Source organism: Micromonospora fulviviridis, from assembly GCF_014648395.1.
Taxonomy (GTDB): Bacteria; Actinomycetota; Actinomycetes; order Mycobacteriales; family Micromonosporaceae; genus Micromonospora; species Micromonospora fulviviridis.
Map to the genome: position 1 here is coordinate 41,327 of NZ_BMRA01000008.1, position 19,031 is coordinate 60,357.

18 protein-coding genes are annotated in these 19,031 nt (G+C 76.5%); 4 read left to right on the plus strand and 14 right to left on the minus strand.

The annotated features are described in order from the left end of the window. The 4 genes from IEY96_RS21305 to IEY96_RS21320 form a co-directional block, all read right to left on the minus strand. A complete protein-coding gene (locus tag IEY96_RS21305; RefSeq protein WP_189196587.1) occupies positions 1-765 on the minus strand; it encodes an ABC transporter ATP-binding protein in 765 nt (254 codons plus the stop codon). Between the two features lie 148 nt (positions 766-913). Continuing rightward, positions 914-1,579 (minus strand): response regulator, encoded by a 666-nt coding sequence (locus tag IEY96_RS21310; RefSeq protein WP_189196588.1) that lies wholly within the window; start codon positions 1,577-1,579, stop codon positions 914-916. Beyond that, the gene (locus tag IEY96_RS21315) at positions 1,576-2,802 is read right to left on the minus strand and encodes a sensor histidine kinase (RefSeq protein ID WP_189196589.1); all 1,227 of its coding nucleotides are present in this window, start codon (positions 2,800-2,802) and stop codon (positions 1,576-1,578) included. Before IEY96_RS21315 ends, IEY96_RS21310 begins: the two co-directional genes overlap by 4 nt. Positions 2,803-2,905: 103 nt before the next feature. Next, positions 2,906-3,589 carry a DUF305 domain-containing protein gene (locus tag IEY96_RS21320; RefSeq protein WP_189196590.1) on the minus strand — a complete coding sequence of 228 codons (684 nt, stop codon included), beginning with the start codon at positions 3,587-3,589 and terminating at the stop codon, positions 2,906-2,908. 138 nt (positions 3,590-3,727) lie between these two features. Between IEY96_RS21320 and IEY96_RS21325 the strand changes: the two genes are divergently transcribed. Next, positions 3,728-5,179, plus strand: a complete 1,452-nt coding sequence (locus tag IEY96_RS21325; RefSeq protein WP_189196591.1) for an LVIVD repeat-containing protein — start codon at positions 3,728-3,730, stop codon at positions 5,177-5,179. A gap of 43 nt (positions 5,180-5,222) precedes the next feature. On the opposite strand, the gene IEY96_RS21330 is transcribed toward IEY96_RS21325, so the two are convergent. The 7 genes from IEY96_RS21330 to IEY96_RS21360 form a co-directional block, all read right to left on the minus strand. Continuing rightward, entirely contained in the window at positions 5,223-6,215 is a 993-nt protein-coding gene (locus IEY96_RS21330) for a linear amide C-N hydrolase (protein WP_189196592.1), read from the minus strand. A gap of 45 nt (positions 6,216-6,260) precedes the next feature. Further along, positions 6,261-7,196 carry a PfkB family carbohydrate kinase gene (locus IEY96_RS21335; RefSeq protein ID WP_189196593.1) on the minus strand — a complete coding sequence of 312 codons (936 nt, stop codon included), beginning with the start codon at positions 7,194-7,196 and terminating at the stop codon, positions 6,261-6,263. 36 nt (positions 7,197-7,232) lie between these two features. Further along, the gene (locus IEY96_RS21340) at positions 7,233-7,706 is read right to left on the minus strand and encodes a DUF1203 domain-containing protein (RefSeq protein WP_189196594.1); all 474 of its coding nucleotides are present in this window, start codon (positions 7,704-7,706) and stop codon (positions 7,233-7,235) included. Positions 7,707-7,818: 112 nt separating this feature from the next. After that, complete coding sequence (locus IEY96_RS21345; protein ID WP_189196595.1) at positions 7,819-9,423, minus strand: asparagine synthetase B family protein; 1,605 nt, start codon at positions 9,421-9,423, stop codon at positions 7,819-7,821. Between the two features lie 4 nt (positions 9,424-9,427). After that, positions 9,428-10,393, minus strand: coding sequence for a hypothetical protein (locus tag IEY96_RS21350; RefSeq protein WP_189196596.1), 966 nt, complete (start codon positions 10,391-10,393; stop codon positions 9,428-9,430). 107 nt (positions 10,394-10,500) lie between these two features. Then, positions 10,501-11,286 carry an isocitrate lyase/PEP mutase family protein gene (locus IEY96_RS21355; RefSeq protein WP_189196597.1) on the minus strand — a complete coding sequence of 262 codons (786 nt, stop codon included), beginning with the start codon at positions 11,284-11,286 and terminating at the stop codon, positions 10,501-10,503. Then, on the minus strand, positions 11,283-12,410 hold the full coding sequence (locus IEY96_RS21360) for a cytochrome P450 (protein ID WP_229791763.1): 1,128 nt from the start codon (positions 12,408-12,410) through the stop codon (positions 11,283-11,285). Before IEY96_RS21360 ends, IEY96_RS21355 begins: the two co-directional genes overlap by 4 nt. Positions 12,411-12,524: 114 nt before the next feature. Here IEY96_RS21360 and IEY96_RS21365 point away from each other — a divergent pair, with 114 nt between their 5' ends. After that, positions 12,525-13,058, plus strand: coding sequence for a 2'-5' RNA ligase family protein (locus IEY96_RS21365; protein WP_189196598.1), 534 nt, complete (start codon positions 12,525-12,527; stop codon positions 13,056-13,058). A 74-nt stretch (positions 13,059-13,132) separates the two neighbouring features. On the opposite strand, the gene IEY96_RS21370 is transcribed toward IEY96_RS21365, so the two are convergent. After that, positions 13,133-15,352, minus strand: a complete 2,220-nt coding sequence (locus tag IEY96_RS21370; protein ID WP_189196599.1) for a glycoside hydrolase family 43 protein — start codon at positions 15,350-15,352, stop codon at positions 13,133-13,135. A 130-nt stretch (positions 15,353-15,482) separates the two neighbouring features. On the opposite strand from IEY96_RS21370, the gene IEY96_RS21375 reads away from it, so the two are divergent. Continuing rightward, a complete protein-coding gene (locus IEY96_RS21375; RefSeq protein ID WP_189196600.1) occupies positions 15,483-16,226 on the plus strand; it encodes an ArsR/SmtB family transcription factor in 744 nt (247 codons plus the stop codon). An 84-nt stretch (positions 16,227-16,310) separates the two neighbouring features. Here IEY96_RS21375 and IEY96_RS21380 read toward each other — a convergent pair whose 3' ends face one another. Beyond that, a complete protein-coding gene (locus tag IEY96_RS21380; protein WP_189196601.1) occupies positions 16,311-16,916 on the minus strand; it encodes a response regulator transcription factor in 606 nt (201 codons plus the stop codon). Next, entirely contained in the window at positions 16,913-18,055 is a 1,143-nt protein-coding gene (locus IEY96_RS21385) for a sensor histidine kinase (RefSeq protein ID WP_189196602.1), read from the minus strand. The genes IEY96_RS21380 and IEY96_RS21385 overlap by 4 nt, the downstream gene beginning before the upstream one ends. Before the next feature lie 133 nt (positions 18,056-18,188). Here IEY96_RS21385 and IEY96_RS21390 point away from each other — a divergent pair, with 133 nt between their 5' ends. Beyond that, on the plus strand, positions 18,189-19,016 hold the full coding sequence (locus IEY96_RS21390) for a hypothetical protein (RefSeq protein ID WP_189196603.1): 828 nt from the start codon (positions 18,189-18,191) through the stop codon (positions 19,014-19,016). The last annotated feature ends 15 nt before the right edge of the window (positions 19,017-19,031 follow it).

Sequence of the window (19,031 nt, forward strand, 5' to 3'; positions counted from 1 at the left end):
TCACCGCCCCACCGGCTGCGCGCCGGCCTCGAGCCGGGTGAGCGCGTCGAGGACCTGGCCGGCGGTCGGGGCGTGCAGCTCGTCGACCAGCCGACCGTCGGCGAGGAAGACCACCCGGTCGGCGTGGGCGGCGGCCTTCGGGTCGTGGGTCACCATGACCACGGTCTGGCCGAGGGTGTCCACCGCCTCGCGCAGCAGGCGCAGCACCTCCGCGCCGGAGCGGGAGTCCAGGTTGCCGGTGGGTTCGTCGGCGAAGATCACCCACGGTCGGGTGACCACGGCCCGGGCCACGGCGACCCGCTGCTGCTGGCCGCCGGAGAGCTCGGCGGGCCGGTGCCCGAGGCGGTCGGTGAGGCCGACCGCGGCCACCACCCGCCGCAGCCACTCCGGGTCGGGCCGCCGGCCGGCGATGGCCAGCGGCAGCACGATGTTCTCCTCGGCCGTGAGGGTGGGCAGCAGGTTGAACTTCTGGAAGACGAAGCCGATCCGGTCCCGGCGCAGCCGCGTCAACCGGCGGTCGTCCAGTCGGGCGAGGTCGGCGTCGCCGATGCGCACGCTGCCGGCGGACGGCCGGTCCAGGCCGGCGAGGCAGTGCAGCAGGGTGGACTTGCCGGAGCCGGACGGGCCCATCACGGCGGTGAACCGGGCGGCGGCCAGGTCGAGGTCGACGCCGTCGAGGGCGACGACCCGGGACAGCCCGGCGCCGTACTCCTTGCGCAGCTCACGGGCGGTGACGGCGACGCCGGTGGTCGGGGTTGCGGACAACGTGGTGCTCCTGTCGGACAGGGTCATCTGACCCGTCCGACGCTATGCGCGGCACCCTGCCGATGATCTCCACCTGCGCGCTCGACCTCGGTACGCCGGTGGTCGCCCCCGACCGGGTGGACCCGTACGACCCAGGTCGTACGCCGGGTCAGCCGCCCGGGGTGACCAGCCCGCTCTCGTACGCGAGCACCACGGCCTGGACCCGGTCGCGGAGCTGGAGCTTGGCCAGGATCCGCCCGACGTGGGTCTTCACCGTCGCCTCGGCGACGTGCACCCGGGCGGCGATCTCGGCGTTGGAGAGCCCCTGCGCCACGAGCAGCAGCACCTCCCGCTCCCGCTCGGTGAGCTGGGCCAGTCGCGGGTCCTCGGTGGGCGCCGGCCCGAGCTGCCCGGCGAACCGGTCCAGCAGCCGCCGCGTGATCGAGGGCGCCACCACCGAGTCGCCCTCGGCGACCACCCGGATCGCGGCGAGCAGGTCCTCCGGCGGGACGTTCTTGAGCAGGAAGCCGCTCGCCCCGGCGCGCAGCGCGGCGAACGCGTCCGCCTCGGTGTCGAAGGTGGTCAGCACCAGCACCCGGGGCCGGCCACCGGCCGGGCGGGCGCAGATCCGCTTCGTCGCCTCCACGCCGTCCATGGTCGGCATCCGCAGGTCCATCACCACCACGTCGGCCTCGACCCGGTCCAGCACCCGCAGCGCGTCCGCGCCGTCGATCGCCTCGCCGACCACCACGAGGTCGGGCTGGGAGTCGAGCACCATCCGGAACCCGGCACGCACCAGCGCCTGGTCGTCCACGATCACCACCCGGACGGTCATGCCGCCGCCTTCCCTTCCTCGGTGCCCGGCGCCGACGGTAGCGGCAGCCGCGCCTCGACCCGCCAGCCCCCGCCCAGGGTCGGGCCGGCGGCGAGGCTGCCGTCGTACACCCCGACCCGCTCCCGCATGCCGACCAGGCCGTGCCCGCCGGACGGCGCCGGCCGGACCACCGGACGGCCGCGCCCGTCGTCGACCGCCCGGACCACGACGGCGTCCGCGGACCAGTCGAGGCGCAGCTCGACCGCCGCGCCCACCCCGGCGTGCTTGAGCGCGTTGGTGAGGCTCTCCTGCACCACCCGGTAGACGGTCAGCTCCAGGCCGGGCGGCAGGGCGACCGGCGTGCCGGTGGCGGTGTCGGTGATCCGCAGGCCGGCGGCGCGGAAGCGGTCCAGCAGGTCGGGCAGCTCGACCAGGGCCGGCCGCCGGTGCGCCGGCACCGCGTCGAGCGTGCCGTCGGGCGCGGCCGCCGGCTCCGGCCGGCTCGGTTCCCGGAGTACGCCCACCAGCCGCCGCATCTCCTCCAGCGCCTGCCGGCCGGTGTCCGCCACCACCTTGGCCGCCTCCCGGGCCGTGGCCGGGTCCCGGTCGATGGTGAACCGGACCCCGTCGGCCTGCACGATCATCACGGCCATGCTGTGCGCGACCACGTCGTGCAGCTCGCGGGCGATCCGGGTGCGCTCCTCGGCGACCGCCGCCCGGGACTCGGCCTCCCGTTCCCGTTCCAGGGTGGCGGCGCGCTCCTCCAGGGTCAGCACGTAGAGCCGGCGGGTCCGCACGTTCAGCCCGACCAGCCAGACCGCGCCGGTGACCAGGCCGTAGTAGATCGCACCGGCCCACCACGGCGCCGGCCCGGGCATCTGGACGGCGGCGAGCAGCACGCCGATCGCGGCGACGATCCCGGCCAGGATGCCGTCGCGCAGCCGGTCGGCGTACTTGACCACGCTGTAGAGGGCGATGAGCACCCCGACGTCGTAGGCCAGCGGGCCCCAGCCGGCGACGACCTGGAGCAGCGCCAGCACGGCCACCCCGGCCGCCACCGCCGACGGGTGGATCCGCCGGAAGAGCAGGACCGCCGCCATCACGAGGCCCACGGCGGTGGCCGCCAGCCCGCCCGGCTGGGCGAAGATCCCCAGCACGGCGAAGACGGCCACCACCCCGGAGACGGCGGCGTCGAACGCGACGCTGCGCAGCGGGCGGCCGAAGACGATGCGGTCCACGATCACCCAGCGTACGGGCTACCGCGCACGTCGCTGCGGCGGGTGAACCATCTCCGATCTTGGACACTTGCCGTGCGTAGCGAACGGAAAGTGTCCAAGATTCGGCGGCTCAGGGGGCGATCAGCTCGCGGAGGCGGGCGATCTCGGCGGACTGCTCGCTGGCGACGGCGTTGGCGAACTCCTGGAGGGTCTGGTCCGCGCCGACCTTGAGCAGGTCGGTGGACATGATGACCGCGCCCTCGTGGTGCGCGGTCATCATCCGCACGAAGAGCCGGTCGAACTCCGCGCCCCGGGCGGCGGCGAGCTGCCGCATGGCCTCGGCGGACTGCATCCCGCGCATCGCGCCGTGGTCGTGACCGGGCACCTCGGCGTCCAGCCCGCGGGTGTCGAGCCAGCCGCGCAGCACCCCGATCTCCGGCCCCTGGGCGGCCCGGATCCGGTCGGCGACGGCGCGTACCCGGGGGTCGGCGGCCCGTTCGGGGGCGAGGGTGGCCATCTCCACGGCCTGCTGGTGGTGCGGGATCATCATCCGGACGTACCAGACGTCGAGGCCGTTGTAGCGGGGCGGGGCGGCGTCGCGGACCTCCTGGGCGGCCCGGGTGGCCGCCGGCTCCCCCGGCCGGCCGGGCACGACGACCGGCGGCGCGGCCACCGGCGCGGTTCCGGTGGCGGACGGGCTCGCCGGCGCCGCCGCGGGCTCGTCACCCCGCCCGGTCAGCGCCACGCCGGCTCCGACCAGGAGCACCACCAGCGCTGTGACGGCGAGCCAGACACGTCCCTGCCGGCCGGTCATACGGCACTCCCTCCGGTCGAGGTGGCAGCGATCCTATCCATAGACAATCCCGCTTAGATGTGACCGGCGTCACATTGATGTATGTGATCGGCCGGTAAGGTGTGGAAAATCATCATCCCCTTTCGGAGGGTGCCGCCGATGATCAGTATCCGCACGTCCCGAACCCGGATCGTCAGCCTCGCCGCCGCCGGCCTGCTCCTCGCCGGCGTCGTCACGGCCCCACCCAGCAGCGCCCAGGAGACCCCCCGGGCGGCGACCGCACCGGCCACCGTGGACAGCGCCGTCCCCGGGGTCGACGAGATCTCCAGCAGCCCCAACCTGCGCCAGGTCGCCAACCTGCCGAAGCAGGCGCCGTTCGACACCTCCACGGCGTTCGGCACCGACATCGCGTTCCAGGGCCGGTACGCCTTCGTCGGCAACTACGACGGCTTCGTCATCTACGACGTCTCCCGGCCGAGCGCGCCGACCGTCGTGTCGCAGGTGCTCTGCCCCGGCTCGCAGAACGACATCTCCGTCCACGGCGACCTCCTCTTCCTCTCCACCGACTCCTCCCGCAGCGACGACTCCTGCAGCAGCGTCGCCCAGCCCGCCTCCGAGAAGGGGTCGTGGGAGGGCATCAAGGTCTTCGACATCAGCGACAAGCGCGGCCCGCGGTACGTCAAGTCGGTGGAGACCGCCTGCGGCTCGCACACCCACACGCTCGTGCCCGGCAAGGACCAGCGGACCGTCTACCTGTACGTCTCGTCGTACAGCCCGCGGGCCGAGTTCCCGGACTGCCAGCCGCCGCACGACTCGATCTCCATCGTGAAGGTGCCGCTGCGGTCGCCGACCGACGCCGCCGTGGTGGCCACCCCGAACCTCTTCCCGGACGGCGGCTACCCGGGCATCCCGGGTGAGAAGTCGGCGACCACCGGCTGCCACGACATCACCGCGTACCCGGCGAAGGACCTGGCCGCCGGCGCCTGCATGGGCGACGGCATCCTGCTCGACATCGCCGACCGGGAGGCGCCGCGGGTCATCGAGCGGGTCCGGGACACCGAGAACTTCGCGTTCTGGCACTCGGCGACCTTCAACAACTCCGGCACCAAGGTGGTCTTCACCGACGAGCTGGGCGGGGGCGGCGCGGCGACCTGCAACGAGGCCACCGGGCCGAGCCGCGGCGCGGACGCCATCTACGACATCACCGGCCGCGGCGACGATCGCCGGTTGGCGTTCCGCAGCTACTACAAGATTCCCCGGGCCAACGCCGACACCGAGAACTGCGTGGCGCACAACGGTTCGCTGGTGCCGGTGCCCGGGCGGGACATCATGGTCCAGGCCTGGTACCAGGGCGGTATCTCGGTCTGGGACTTCACCGACTCCCGGCACCCCAAGGAGATCGCCTACTGGGAGCGGGGTCCGCTGGACGCCGAGCGGCTGCGCACCGGCGGCTCCTGGTCGGCCTACTGGTACAACGGCCACATCTACTCCAGCGACATCCAGAAGGGACTGGACGTGCTGGAGCTGCGGGACCCGCGTACCTGGGTGGCGCGGCTGATCCAGGTGCCCGAGCTGAACGTGCAGACCCAGACGGGCTACCTGAGCTGGTGACCCGCCGGCCGGGTCCGGCCCCCGTGGCGGGGTCGGGCCCGGCTCAGCCCATCCGCAGCCGGTAGTCGCGCTCGCCGCCGCCCGCGGTGACCAGCCGCACCTCGCCGGTGCGCAGTCCGTACGTCACCGACCAGCGGGTGTGCGCCTGCCGTACGGCGTCGAGCAGGCGCAGCGCGGCCGGGGGGTCCACCGCCCCGCCGGCCCGGTCCAGCGCCTCGGCCAGCACCCCGTACCGGTGGTCGTTGCGCAGGTCGCGGTCGGCCACCCCGACGGCCGGCACGTTGGTCAGCGCCTGCCAGGCGCCCCGGCCCTTCTCGGCCCGCATCGCGCCGTCCACGAACTCGATCACCGCGGACGCGCCGGTCGCGTCGGCGATCAGGTAGTGCAGCGGCGGACCGCCGTCGAAGTCCAGGTTGTAGCGCCCGAACACGGCGATCGCCTCGTCGACCGTGGCGGCCGAGTCCAGCACCAGGCGCAGGATGCGCACCGAGCCCACGGTGGGCCGGCCGGGGACCGGCTCCGCCGTGGCGCCGTCGTCGGCGGCCAGGCCCACGGCCAGGCCCCGCTCGTTCATCCCGTCGAAGGGCAGCAGCGGCGCGTTCAGCAGCCGGCGGTCGCCGGCCGGGTCGGCGGCGACCCCCAGGTAGGAGATGTCCACCAGGGAGATCGAGGCGTACCCGTCGGGCGGGTCGGTGCGCAGCACCAGCGCCGGGTTCGCGTCCCAGTCGAAGTTGCGCGCGAACAGCGGCCGGCTCCGGTCGCCCCGGGCGGCGAACAGGGAGCAGCCGAACGGGGTCGCCTGCGGGGTGCCCGCGACGCCGACGGTCGGGTCGTAGTCACCGTCGTAGGTCATCTCGTACAACGGCAGGTCGTCGACCCGGCGCAGGCTGGCCAGGGTCCGCTCGACCTGGCCGGCGTCCTGCCGGGAGGCCGTCGGCGTGCCGGCCCCGGCCGGCTCGGCGGGCCGGCCGCTCCCGCCGCAGCCGGTGGTCACGAGGAGCAGGGCGAGCCCGGTGGCGAGCAGGGTCCTCCGCATGCCCGCGACGCTAGAAGAGGCGGCGACGGATGTCCATCCGGGACGTCAGCGGTCCGGGATCCGGGCCAACTGCGCCTCGATCGCCTCGGCGGTGAGGGCGGGCCGGCCACCGGGGTGGCCGACCGTCGCGCCGGCCGCCGCTACCGCGTACCGGGCGAGCCGGGGATACGGCTCGTCGCGGAGCAGGCCGGCCGTGACGGCGGCCACGAAGGCGTCCCCGGCGCCCGTGCTGTCCACCGTGGGCGTCTCGCTCAGCGGCACGAACACCTCCCCGCCGGGCCAGACGAAGGCGTTCCCCTCCCCCGCCACCTCGACCGCGACCAGCGCCGGTCCCCGGGCGGCCAGCTCCCGGCCGGCGCGCAGCCCCGCCTCGGCGTCCTTCGGCGGGTCGCCGCCGAGCAGCAGGCCGGCCTCCCGCGCGTCGGCCCGCAGCACGTCGGCCCGGGACAGCAGCTCCACCGACCCGTCCGGGTCGTCCGGCGCACCGTCGAGCACGACGAGCCGGCCGGCGTCGCGGGCCTGCCGCGTCGCCGCGAGCGCCGCGGGCAGCGGCTGCTGGAGCTGGACCACCACCGCCCGGGCGGCCCGCAGCGCCTCGGCCGCGCCCGTCACGTCCGCCTCGCTCAGCAGGGTGGCCTCGGGAATGTCCTCCAGGTACCGCCAGCGGCCCCGGGCGTCCACCACGTCCACGATCAGCGCGCTCGGCGTGTCCGGCCGGCGCAGCACCGGAGCGACGTCGATGCCGTCGCTGCGGGCCCGGCCCAGCAGCCGGTCGCCGACCCCGTCCTCGCCCACCACGCCGAGCAGCCCGACCCGGACGCCGAGCTGGGCCAGCCCGACGGCCTGGTTGGCCCCCTTGCCGCCGAGCAGTTCCCGCCGGCACCGCACCGGGGCCGTCCCGGACGGGCCGGGCACCTCGTCCACCAGCAGCACGAGGTCCCGGGCCACCTGCCCCACCACGATCGCGTCCAGTCCGGTCATCCCGGCCTGATACCCCGGCCACCGCCGGTCACGCGCTCAGCCGCGGACCACGGTGAACATGTAGCAGCCGTACACCACGTTGCGGCTGTGCAGGCGGTCCACCGCCGGGTCGGCCAGCAGCTCGGCGACGACCGCCTCCGGGTCGTCGCCGTCGTGCCGCCGGCCGCCGACGATCCGGCCCCGCCGGTCGTACGCCCGGAGCACCTGGGGCCGCCCCCGCCAGTCCGGCGGATACGCCGTCACGTCCGCCGGACCGGGGCAGTCGACCGCGTGCGCGAAGATCGGCCCCACCTCCCGGTACGGGCCGGGCGGCAGCGGCGGGGCGTACCCGAAGAGCAGCAGCGACTCGCCCCGGGTGGCGTCGCGGAGGCAGCAGCGCAGCGGCTCGCCGCCCTCGGCGCAGCACCGCTCGGTCGGCTGGCCGGAGGCGTCGCGGCCGGTGCGCCGCACGTCGGCCAGCACCTCGGCGGGCACGGGTTCGATCACGTACCTGGTGCGCGTCGTCGTCATGCCGTCCAGCCTGGCCGAACGCGCGGTCGGTGGCTGGCGGCGATCGGACCTCGCGTGGCGGGGACGGGCCGCCGCGCGCGCGGCGGCCCGTCCGCGCGGGTCAGCGCCGGGGTCACGGACGGGACGCGACGCGCCGGACGGCGCGCGGGCCGACCAGCCGCCGGACCACCGGCACGGCGTTCCACCTGGCCGCGCCGACCAGGTCCCGGGCGTGCTCCAGCACGGTGTAGTCCGGCCGCGCCAGCCCGTCGGCGATGGCCCGGTCCAGGTCGTTGCCGCACCGGGTCAGCACGCTGTCGAAGTCCCGCCGGACGGGTTCGAGCAGCTGGTAGCCGAAGGAGCGGTGCAGCCGGGCGAAGAGCGGCTTGTAGAGCCGGGCCCGCTCGTGCAGCCCCGCCGAGTACGACATCGGGTTCTTCGGCCGCCGCCGGACGTAGTCGGGCAGCAGGTCCGCGAAGGCACGCCGGACGATCCACTTCTCCTGCCCGTCGCGCAGCTTCAGGTCCAGCGGCAGCCGCATGGCCAGCTCGACGACGCTGAGGTCGAGGAAGGGCACCCGGGCCTCCACGCCGTGACCCATGCTGGCCCGGTCCACCCGCTGCAGCTCGGTCCGGCACAGGTTGCGGATCTTGTGGAGGAAGAGCCGGCGGGACCGCTCCGGGCCGACCTGGTGGTACATCGGGTACCCGCCGAACAGCTCGTCCGAGCCGTCGCCGGTGAGCACCACCTTGACGCCCAGCTCGCGCAGCCGCCGGAAGATCGGCACCGAGACCACCGCGTTGATGATGTCGCCGTACTCGGTCAGCTCGGAGATCCGGATCGCCTCGCGCACGTCGGCCAGCCGGATGTCGCGCGGGCGCAGCTCGATCACCTCGTGCGGCACGCCCAGGTCGGCGGCGAGCCGCCGGGCGTACGCCACGTCGGGGCTGTCCGGCACGCCGACCGTGACCGCCACGCAGTCGGGGTGCAGCTGCCGGGCGTGCAGCAGGGCCAGCGAGCTGTCCAGGCCGCCGGAGAGCACCACGCCGACGGTGAGGTCGGTGTCCAGCCGTACCCGGATGCTGTCGGTGAGCGCGACACGGACAAGGAGGGCGGCCTCGTCCGGGTCGTCGATCACCGGCAGCCCGGCGCCGAGGGTGAGCAGGTCGACGTACGGGCGCAGCCGGACCGGCCCGTCGGGCTCGGCCCAGCCGTGGTGCCCGGGCGGCACCTCGCTGATCGGCGCGCCGTGCCCGACCAGCGCCTTGACCTCGGAGGCGAGGTGCAGGCAGCCGGGGCCGCGGGACCAGTAGAGCGGCTTCACGCCGAGCGGGTCCCGGGCCAGGTAGGCCCGGCCGGTGGCCCGCTCCACCACCGCGAAGGCGTACTCGCCGCGCAGCCGGCGCACCGCCTCCTCGCCCCAGTGCCGGAAGGCGGCGAGCACCACCTCGGTGTCGCCGGCGGTGCGGAACCCGTACCCGAGCCGCGTCAGCTCCGCGCGCAGCTCGTGGTGGTTGAAGACCTCGCCGTTGTAGCAGAGCACGTGCCGCTCGTCGGGCGAGACCCACGGCTGCACCGCCCGCTCGCGGTCCACCACCCGCAACCGCCGTACGCCGGTGAGCAGGCCGTCCTCCTGCCGGGTCTCGGTCACCTCGCCGCGCGGGGCGAGCACGGCCAGCATCCGGCGGAAGGTGGCCGGGTCGGCGTCGGGGCCGATGCTCAGCGCGATCCCGCACATCCGCTCAGACCCCCATCTCGGCCTCGTACGCCCGCCGGAACCGGCGCTGGGCGGCGGGCGCGAGGCAGAGGTGCCAGACCTGGCCCTCGTCGACCACGTTGAGCTCGCCGGCCTCCTGCCGGGCCAGCAGCAGGTCGGCGAGGAGGTCCCGGGCGCCGAACCGCCCGTACCAGGCCAGCTCCACGTCGGCCGACCAGCCGAGGCAGTGCCCGCTGGGGACCATGGCGGCGTAGCCCAGACGGCGCAGCCGGTACTGGTGCTCGGCGCTGCGGGCCAGGCTGGTGACCCAGAGCGGCGGGATGCCCCGCCCGGCGGCCGCGGCGAACTCCCGGCCCACGTCGTTGAGCAGCGCGATCATCTCGCGCCGGGCCCGGCGGAACCGCAGCCCGGCGGTACGCGGGGTGGCGTCGGGGCGCAGCCGCCGCCGGACCGCCCGCAGCCCGCGACCGAGGACGGTGGCGGGCTGCTCCTGGTAGCGGAAGGCGAGCAGCCCGCGCCGGCGCAGCCACTCCAGGTCGACCAGGTCGGTGCTGGTGTCGACCTGGCCGTCGGTGAGGAAGGTCGGGCTGTCCCGCCACCACATCACGTCGATCCGGGAGAGCAGGTAGATCCGCACCAGCGCGGTCAGGTCGTGCGCCGAGCTGCGGGTGTTGGGCTGGTAACGGGCCATCTCCAGCAGCAGGGTCTCCCGGGCGCCGACGAAGCCCTGCGGGGTGGCGTCGAGGACGGCGGCGATGGCCGGCTCCCGCAGCCGCTGGTCGAGCAGCACCTGGCGGGCCGTGGTGGACGGCGCGTCCGCCAGGGCGCCCACCTCGACCAGCAGCTCCGCCACCGCGACCCGGTACGCGGCCAGGTCCGGCTGCTCGGGCGCGGGACGCCGGCCGACGGCCGGGGGCAGTCGGCGGGCGGGGGCGGCGGACGCGACGGCGGATCCGGGCTGGTGGCCTTGGCTTCGGCTGGGCACTCGCATGGTCGGCCCCTCTCCGGGCAGGACACGGCGTAGTCGAACCTGAAAACACCGTAATTACCAGGATCGGCAGCTCCCCGAACAATCCTCCTATCTCCCCCGTAAGGTGCTCATCCGGCCGAGAGGTCCTGCACCCAGGCGTAATCCGGTGCCGCCGGGAGGCCGGCGTCGCGGCCGGTGCGGACCGCGTCGGCCAGGTGCAGGGCGGCGCCCAGGGCGGCGCGGAACAGCAGCGAGCCGGTGCTGACCCGGGCCACCCCGAGCCGGCCCAGCGCGGCCAGGTCCGGCCCGCCCGGGCGGTGCAGCACGTTGAGCGGCAGGCCCGCCTCAGCCACCAGCAACCCGAGCGTGTCGTCCGGCGCGCCCGGGACGAACAGCCCGTCCGCGCCGGCCGCCCGGTACGTCGCGGCCCGGTCCAGCGCCGCCGGCAGCGGGTCGGGCACGCCCAGCCACCAGGCGTCGGTGCGGGCGTTGACGAACAACCCGGGCACGGCCGCCCGCACCGCCGCGATCTTGGCGGCGGCGAGCTCGACGGGCGCGAGGGTGCCGTCCGGGCGCCCGTCCTCCAGGTTCACCCCGACCGCGCCGAGCGCGGCCAGCTCGGCGACGTACCCGGCCACCGCCGCCGGGTCGTCAGCGAAGCCGTCCTCGATGTCGACGGTGAGCAGCACCGGCAGGTCCCGCAGCCGGCGGGCCAGGTCGAGGGTTTCGCTCCGGGTCTCCCCGGTCCCGTCCGGCCGGCCGGCGGCCGCGGCCACCCCGAGGCTGGTCGTGCCGACGGCCGGGTGGCCCCGGGCGGCCAGCGCCGCGGCGGAGGCGTGGTCCCAGGCGTTGGGCAGCAGGAGAGGGCGGCCCGGGCGGTGCAGGGCGTGGAAGGCGGCGGCGCGGTCGGTCATCGGAAGGTCACCTCAAGGTTGGTCGGGACACGCAGGGTGGGGTGCGGGGCGTAGCGGGCGGGGGCCCCGGCGGGCCGGCACCGGTCGCGGAGCACGTCGACCACGCCGGCGGCGAGGGCCAGGGCGTGCCGCTCCCCCGGGCAGCCCCGGGGCCCGGCGCCGAAGGTCAGTGCCCGCACGGGACGGTGGGCGAGAGCCAGGTGGCCGGCGCCTGCGGGGCCGGCGTGGTCGGAGCCGCCGGGACGGAAGCGGTCCGGGTCCGGATGGACGGCCGGGTCCCGGTTGGCCGCGTCGAAGCGGAGCAGCAGCGTGGCGTCCGGACCGATCTCCCGGCCGCCCAGGCGCAGCGCGCCGGTGGCGACCCGGCGGGTGGCGCGGACCGGCGGGTCCAGGCGCAGCACCTCGGCCAGCAGGTCGGCCGTGCCGAGCGCGGCCGGCGCCGCGAGCCCGTGCCGGACGGCGGCGCCGATCAACCCGGCGGTGGCGTCGGCGGCCTGCACGAGCAGCCCGATCCGGTTCGCGGCGGCCTCGGCCGGGGCCGGCGGCGACATCGCCAGCAGCGTGGCCACCGCCCGGTCGGCGCGGGCCACCGCCGCGGGGTCGGCGCCCGGGTGGTAGGCGGCGGCCACCGCGGTCACCGCCGGCACCTCCGCCGCCTGGTCCGCCAGGCCGAGCCGTTCCGCCAGCACCTCCACGGGTACGCGCCGCGCCAGCGCGCCCATCACCTCCACCCGGGTCTCCGCGTGCCCCGGCCCGGAGCTGCCGCGTTCCCCCGCGCCGCCGCCCGTGGCACCGGCCCGCCCGGGGGCGAGCCGGTCCAGCGTCCCTCCGGTCAGCCGGGCGGCCGCCTCGCGCAGCGCGTCCGGGCCGAGGTCGCGGAGCGCCGCCATCCCGAGCGCGCGCCGGCCGGGATGCCGGTCCGGGGCGCTGAACCGGCTGACCGTCCCGCGCAGCCAGGCCAGGGTGCCCGGCGGCCCGCCGGGCGCGACGGGCACGACGTACCCGGGGTCGGTCAGCACGGCGACGACGTCGGCGTGCCGGGTGACCACCCAGGTGTCGTCGACGGGTAGCGGCGGGCCGCAGGGCGGCGTGTCCGGGGCGGGCGGGATCATCGGCCAACTCATGGCTCGACCGTATGGCCGGGACCTTTCGGCCCGGACCGAACGATCGCGGCGCCGGCTCGTGCCGGCATTCCCCACCGGACGCCGCCGCACACCGCCGGCGGATAGCCTGACGGCGTGCGTACGGTCGAACTGCTCTGCTCGCCGGAGCTGGACGAGGCGGTACGGGCGGCCTGGGACCGGCTCGCCGCCGCCGGCCTGCCCAGCCTGGCCCGCCACCCGCACCCGACGAACCGGCCGCACCTGACCCTCGCCGCGGTCGACGAGTTCCCGCCCGGCGCCGAGCAGCGCCTCGCCGACCTCTGCGACGCGGCGCTGCCGCTGCCGGCCCGGCTGGACCGGGTGGCGGTCCTGGACGGCAGCGCCCCCCTGGTCTGGCTGGTCCGCCCCACGCCGCAGCTGGTCGCCCTGCACGGCGCGGTCTGGGACGTGCTCGCCCAGGCGCCCGGGCCGCAGCCGTGGCACCTGCCCGGGCGCTGGGTGCCGCACCTGAGCCTGGCGCTGCGGTTCCGCGACGCCGACCGCCGCCGGGCCCGGGCGGTCGCCGGGCCGGACCGGCCGGGCGGGGAGTTCGTGGCCGCCCGCAGCTACGACAGCGACACCCGGACGGTCCACGAGTTGGCCCCGGCCTGCCCGCGCCCCGGCGCCTGACCGGGACCGCCCGCAGCCGGGGTGGCCACGGCCGACCGGGGCCGCCCGTCGCCGGACGGCCCCGGTCGCACCGGTCAGCGGTAGAACCGCAGGTAGTCGAACTCCGCGGTCACCGCCGGGGTGGCGCCGCCGTGCGCGACCAGACCGATCCGGGGCGTGGTGCCGGCCGGGAAGGTCCACACCGCCCCCCACGTCCAGTGCGTGCCGTCCCGGCTGGAGGCGGCCCGGAACTCGTGCTCGCCGGTGACCCGGTCTACGTGGTGGGCCAGCCGCAGCCACGTGGTGGTGGCCGGGGTGCCGACGATGCTGCCGCCGTACACGGGCTGGCCGGCGAAGGGCAGCTCGTAGCCGTACTCGACCTGGCGGGTGTTCCAGATGGCCACCTGGGCGAGCCGGGCGAACCGGTCGTCGTCCACGTACGCCACGAGGCCCGCCTGCTGGTAGTTGCGGACGAGGTCCTCGCCGAGGTCGAGGGTCACCTTCGTCTCCGCCACGTAGTCGCCCGCGGGCGCGTCACGCAGCAGCACCCCGGCCGTGTTGCCGGTGCCCACCAGGTCGGTCGACTCGACCGGCCAGCGCAGCGCGCCGCCGCTCACCGTGGCGGCCGGGTTGGGCCGGATCCACTGCCAGGCCGGGTCGAGCCCGTCGGTGAACTCGTCGGAGTACCCGGACAGCACCGGGCCGACCCGGGGCGGGGCGACCGGGTGCCGGACCGGGCGGTACAGCCCGGCCCCGCTGACGTTGTCGAACTCCGCCGTGCCGCCCTCGGCGACGAGCGCGAGCGGACCGGCCGCCGGCCGGGTGAGCGTCAGCGCCACCACGGCGAGCTGGTCGCCGAGGCGGGCCGGACTCAGTTCGGCGACGAGGTGCCGGCCGCGCACCTCGACGGCCAGGTTGTGCCGGTCGGTGAGGTCGAGCCCGGTGGGCAGCGGCACGCTCGCCGTCGCGCCACCGCTCTCCCGGGCGGTCAGCCGGCCGCCGCCGACCGTGACCGCCACCCGGCCGAGCCGCAGCCCGGCCGCGTCCGCGCCGGTCAGGCGCAGGTCGGCCTCGGCCCGTACGTCGCCGCCGAGCCCGGCCCGGGCGGTCAGCGTGCCGGTGCCGGCCAGGACGCCGCCGGTCACCCGCCAGTCGCCCGTGCCGCCCCGCCAGGCGCCGAGGTCGGCGGTGTCGAAGCGGGCGTCGATCCGGCCGGTGGTGACCGGCGCGGGCCGGGCCCCCTCGGAGGGGCCGGCGCCGGCGTTGACGGTCGGCCACCCGTCCACCCAGTCGAGGCGGTCCAGCAGCATCGGCCGCTCGTTGATCCCGAACGGCTCGTCCAGGTACGGGTCGGCCCGGTCGATCGCGTGGTACGCGATCCAGTCCTGCCCGGACAGGTCGGTGAGCACCGCGTTGTGCCCGGTCCCGATCCACCGGTTGCCGTTCTGGGTGAGCACCGGCGTGCCGCCGGCCCGGGACACGTCCAGCCGCTGGCCGTCCCGGTCCACGAACGGCCCGCGCGGGTCACGCGCCCGGCCGACCTGCACCGAGTAGCCGGTTGCCGGACCGGCGCAGCAGTTCGCCGTGGAGGCGAACAGCCAGTACCAGCCGTCGTGGCGCAACACGTAGCTGCCCTCGAACTTGTTGTCGATGGCGACCAGGGTCGGCGTGCCGACCGCGCGCAGCCCGTCGGGCGAGAGCTCGGTGACCGAGACGCCGCCGTAGTAGCTGCCGAAGTACAGGTAGGACCGGCCGTCGGTATCGGTGAACTGGCTGGGGTCGATGGTCCAGAGGTAGCCGCCGCCTCCGCCGGGTCGTGGGGCGACCACGGGCGCGTCGGCGAACGTCCACGGTCCGGCCGGGGTGGGCGCGGTGGCCGCCCCGATCGCGGTGTCGAAGGTGTCACCGGAGACGGTGGTGTCGGTGACGGTCACGTACATCACCCAGCGGTCGCCGATCCGGCGCACGTCGGGCGCCCAGAACGCGGCCCCGGCCGCGGCGAAGGACGGCCGCTGGTCAGGCGCGAAGGCGTCGCCCACGTAGGTCCAGTCAACGAGGTCGGCCGAGCGGGCGATCGGCACCCGGTGCGCCTGGCGTTCGCCCTCGCGCAGCGGGTCGGAGGTGCCGAAGGCGTACCAGAGGCCGTCGTCACCGCGGACGACGGCCGGGTCGGCGAAGGTGTCGGCGAAGCCGGCCGAGACCGGGTTCCGGTAGCGGTCGGCCGCGGCAGCCGGTGCGGCGGCCGCGGCCGTCGTCGCGGTCAGGAGCAGAGCGAGTGCGGCGGCGAGCACGCCGCCGCGGTGGAGGTGTCCCATCAGGCCTGCCTTGGAGGTAGACGGAGGTCACTGCGGTGCCCCCGTTTCTACAACGTTGGAGACAACGATGTAAAGAGCGACGCGCACCTGTCGGTGGGGACCGAACGATTCCCGTGCCAGCATTGCCCGCATGACCACCCGCACCGACGGACAGACGCTGGCCGCGCTCGCCGCGCTGCTCGCCGACCCGACCCGGGCCGGCTTCTGCCTCGCCCTGCTCGACGGGCGGGCCTGGACGGCGGGCGAGTTGGCCCGGTCCGCCGGGGTCGCCCCGTCCACCGCGAGCGACCACCTCACCCGCCTGGTCCGTGGCGGGCTGCTGACCGAGGAGCGGCAGGGCCGGCACCGGTACGTCCGCCTGGCCGACCCGTCGGTGGCCCAGCTCATCGAGGACCTGGCCGGCCGGGTGCCCACCCCGGCGGCCCCGCCCCGCACGCTGCGCGCCGCGTCGGCCCAGGCGTCCCTCGCGTACGCCCGGACCTGCTACGACCACCTGGCCGGCCGGCTCGGGGTGCTGCTGCACGACGCCCTGCTGGCCCGGGGCGTGCTCGACCGCGCCGGTGGCCTGGCGCTGACCCCGGCCGGGACCACCTGGCTGACCGACCTCGGCGTGCCCGTCGAGCCGCTGCGCGCCGCACGGCGCCCACTGGTCCGGGACTGTCTGGACTGGACCGAGCGCCGCCCCCACCTGGCCGGCGCGCTCGGCGCCGCGCTCTGCCGCCGCTTCCTCGACCTCGGCTGGACCGCGCGCGGCACCGGCCGGGCGGTCCGCCTCACCCCGGCCGGCCGCCCCGCCCTGGCCGCCGCCCTCGCGCTCGACCCGGCCGTCCTCGCCGCGCCCGCCTCCCGCGACAGCGGCCCGGCCCGCGCCTGACCCCTCGCCGCCCGGCGGTGCTGTTCGGGCATGACGCCGCCACCCCGCCGGCTGTCGACGGGACCGGCCGACGCCGCGGGCCGGTCAGAGCCAGCCGGCCTCGCGGGCCCGACGGACCGCCCCGGCCCGATCCGTCGCGCCGAGCTTCTGCACGCACGCGGCCAGGTGGTTGCGGACCGTCCCGGCCGCCAGGTGGGTCCGCCGGGCGATCACCGCGACCGGGGTGCCCAGCTCGGCCAGGCGCAGCGTCTCCAGCTCCCGCGGGGTGAGCGGGCACTCCGGCAGGGTCAGCGCCTCGGCGGCGAGCGCCGGGTCGACGTACCGGGCGCCGGCGTGCACCCGGCGGATCACGTCGGCCAGCGCACCGCCCGGCGCGCCCTTGGCCAGGAACCCGCGCGCGCCCGCGGTGAGCGCGGGCCGGAGGTGGGCGGGCCGGCCGTGCCCGGTGAGGATCACGGTGGCGCACCCGGGCAGCACGCGGGCCAGCTCGGCGGCGACCTGGACCCCGCCGGGCGCCGGCATCTCCAGGTCCAGCACGGCGACGTCGGGCCGGTGGGCCAGCGCGGCGGCCAGGGCGGCGCGGCCGTCGGCGGCGTGCGCCACCACCTCCAGGTCCGGCTCCAGATCGAGCAGTGCCGCGAGGGCGAGCCGGATCAGCTCCTCGTCGTCGGCCAGCAGTACCCGGATCACGAGGCCACCGGCACGGTCGCCACCAGGTGGAACACCCCGTCCTCGGCGTACGCGCGGACGCTGCCGCCGGCCGGGGCGAGCCGGTCGGCCAGCCCGCGCAGGCCGCCGCTGAGCCCGTCCGGGCCGGCGCCGCCGGCGCCGTCGTTGCGTACCGTCATGGTCACCAGGCCGTCCTCCCGGGTCAGCTCGATCCGGCACCAGTCGGCCCGGCTGTGCCGCAGCACGTTCGTCCCGGCCTCGCGCAGCACGGCGGCCAGGTCGGCGGCCACCGGCGCGGGCAGCTCGCCGGCCGGCGGCACCACCGTGCAGCGCACCCCGCTGGAGCGCAGCACCTCCCCCACCGCGGCCAACTGCTCGGCCAGGTCGACGGCGCGGTAGCCGTGCACGGCCTCGCGTACCCGGGTCAGGGCGGAACCGGCGAGCCGGCGCACCTCGGCGGCCTCCCGCCCGGCCCGGGCGGCGTCCACGGGCGCCAGCCGCTCGGCCAGCTCCGCCTTCAGCGCGATCACGGTGAGGTCGTGGCCGAGCAGGTCGTGCACGTCGCGGGCGAAGCGCAGCCGCTCCTCGGCGGCGGCGAGCCGGGTCGCGGCGGCCTGCCCCTGCCGCGCCTCGACGAGCAGGTCCCAGAACCAGACCTGGAGCCAGGTGACCGCGGCGATCCCGGCGCCGACGCCGCCCGTGACGAGCAGGGCGACGCGCGGGGACCCGCCGGTCGCCTGGGTCACCGCGACCGAGGCACCGAGCACGGCCGCCGCCGCGAGCAGGGCCGGCAGCGGCCGGAACAGCAGCGGGGACATGCCGACCAGCGACGCGCCCAGCCAGGCCCAGGTCGGCCAGGCACCGGCGGCGACCGGGCCGACGAGCGGCAGGCTGACCAGGGCGGCCACCGCCAGCGCGACGTGCCGGCGGCGCCGGGCCCGCCCGGCGAGCCAGGGGGTGACCGCGGCGTGCAGCACCGCCGCCTGGGCAGCGGTGACGGCGGCGAGCCCCACGAGGCCGAGCGCCAGCCGCAGCGGGTCCGGCTCGCGGGCCAGCCCGACGCCGGGCAGCAGCAGGGTGGTCCCGACGCTCGTGGCCAGCGAGACCAGGGTGAGCTGCCGGGCCCGCCGCAGCCGGCGGTCCGCCGCGTCGACCGTCATGTCCGCCGATCCTAGGGCCGGTTGCCGCCCGGTTCACCCCTGCGGAATGTCACGCGACACCCGTGCGTCACGCACGGTTTTCCGGTGACGGACGCGCCTGGTCCCGTGCGACGGGCGTCGGCAGGCTCGGGGCATGACGGAGACGACGGTACGCGTAACCCTGCGGGAGGACGCCCGACGGCTGGCCGGCCACCTGGCCGGCATGGTCGTGGCGATGGTGGTCGGCATGCTGCTGCTCGGCCCGCTGTGGCGGGCCGGCGCCGAGCGGCTGGGCGGCACCGACGTGCTGGCCCGGGCGGACGTCGGCGCGCTGGTGATGGCGACCGACATGGGGCTGGGCATGGCGGCCTGGATGTGGCACCGGGGCCACGGGTGGGCCGCGACCGCCGAGATGGTGGCCGTCATGTACGTGCCGTTCCTGCTGCTGCTCCCGCCCTGGTGGGCCGGGCTGGTCGGGGACGACGCGCTGATGCTCGGCGGCCACCTGCTGATGCTGCCGGCGATGGCCCTCGTGGCGCTGCGGCACCGGCACGCGCACCCGGCGCCGGCCCGCCGCCATCCGGTGGCCGCAGCCGTGGCGCGCCGGTGGCCGACCGGGCTGGCGGTGCTGATGACCGTGGACCTCTGGATCGCGCCGACCGTGTTCTCCCCGTGGACGCTGCTGGTGCTGCCGGCCGGCTACCTGCTCATCGGCACCTGGCGGCGGCAGTGGGGCGACCGCCGGAACCTGGCGTGGCAGCTCGCCGGGCTGGCCGGCTGGGGCGGGCTGGCGGTCGGCGCCCTGCTCGGGCCGGACGGCCTCGCCGGTGTGCTCGTCGGCCTCGGCTGGCTCGGGCACGCCGCCTGGGACCTGGCGCACCACCGCACTGGCCGGGTGGTGCCCCGGGGGTACGCGGAGTGGTGCGGGGTGCTGGACGTCGCCGTGGGCCTGACCACCCTGCTGGCGGTCCTGACCGGGTGATCCGGCCGGGGCACG

What these genes read in the sequence shown, in the direction of transcription:
- IEY96_RS21310 (WP_189196588.1), bottom strand. Translation starts at nt 1,579, where the DNA reads ATGACCGTCCGGGTGGTGATCGTGGACGACCAGGCGCTGGTGCGTGCC.
- IEY96_RS21320 (WP_189196590.1), bottom strand. Translation starts at nt 3,589, where the DNA reads ATGACCGGCCGGCAGGGACGTGTCTGGCTCGCCGTCACAGCGCTGGTG.
- IEY96_RS21360 (WP_229791763.1), bottom strand. Translation starts at nt 12,410, where the DNA reads ATGAGTTGGCCGATGATCCCGCCCGCCCCGGACACGCCGCCCTGCGGC.
- IEY96_RS21325 (WP_189196591.1), top strand. Translation starts at nt 3,728, where the DNA reads ATGATCAGTATCCGCACGTCCCGAACCCGGATCGTCAGCCTCGCCGCC.
- IEY96_RS21375 (WP_189196600.1), top strand. Translation starts at nt 15,483, where the DNA reads ATGACCACCCGCACCGACGGACAGACGCTGGCCGCGCTCGCCGCGCTG.
- IEY96_RS21345 (WP_189196595.1), bottom strand. Translation starts at nt 9,423, where the DNA reads ATGTGCGGGATCGCGCTGAGCATCGGCCCCGACGCCGACCCGGCCACC.
- IEY96_RS21385 (WP_189196602.1), bottom strand. Translation starts at nt 18,055, where the DNA reads ATGACGGTCGACGCGGCGGACCGCCGGCTGCGGCGGGCCCGGCAGCTC.
- IEY96_RS21335 (WP_189196593.1), bottom strand. Translation starts at nt 7,196, where the DNA reads ATGACCGGACTGGACGCGATCGTGGTGGGGCAGGTGGCCCGGGACCTC.
- IEY96_RS21340 (WP_189196594.1), bottom strand. Translation starts at nt 7,706, where the DNA reads ATGACGACGACGCGCACCAGGTACGTGATCGAACCCGTGCCCGCCGAG.
- IEY96_RS21390 (WP_189196603.1), top strand. Translation starts at nt 18,189, where the DNA reads ATGACGGAGACGACGGTACGCGTAACCCTGCGGGAGGACGCCCGACGG.
- IEY96_RS21355 (WP_189196597.1), bottom strand. Translation starts at nt 11,286, where the DNA reads ATGACCGACCGCGCCGCCGCCTTCCACGCCCTGCACCGCCCGGGCCGC.
- IEY96_RS21330 (WP_189196592.1), bottom strand. Translation starts at nt 6,215, where the DNA reads ATGCGGAGGACCCTGCTCGCCACCGGGCTCGCCCTGCTCCTCGTGACC.
- IEY96_RS21370 (WP_189196599.1), bottom strand. Translation starts at nt 15,352, where the DNA reads ATGGGACACCTCCACCGCGGCGGCGTGCTCGCCGCCGCACTCGCTCTG.
- IEY96_RS21350 (WP_189196596.1), bottom strand. Translation starts at nt 10,393, where the DNA reads ATGCGAGTGCCCAGCCGAAGCCAAGGCCACCAGCCCGGATCCGCCGTC.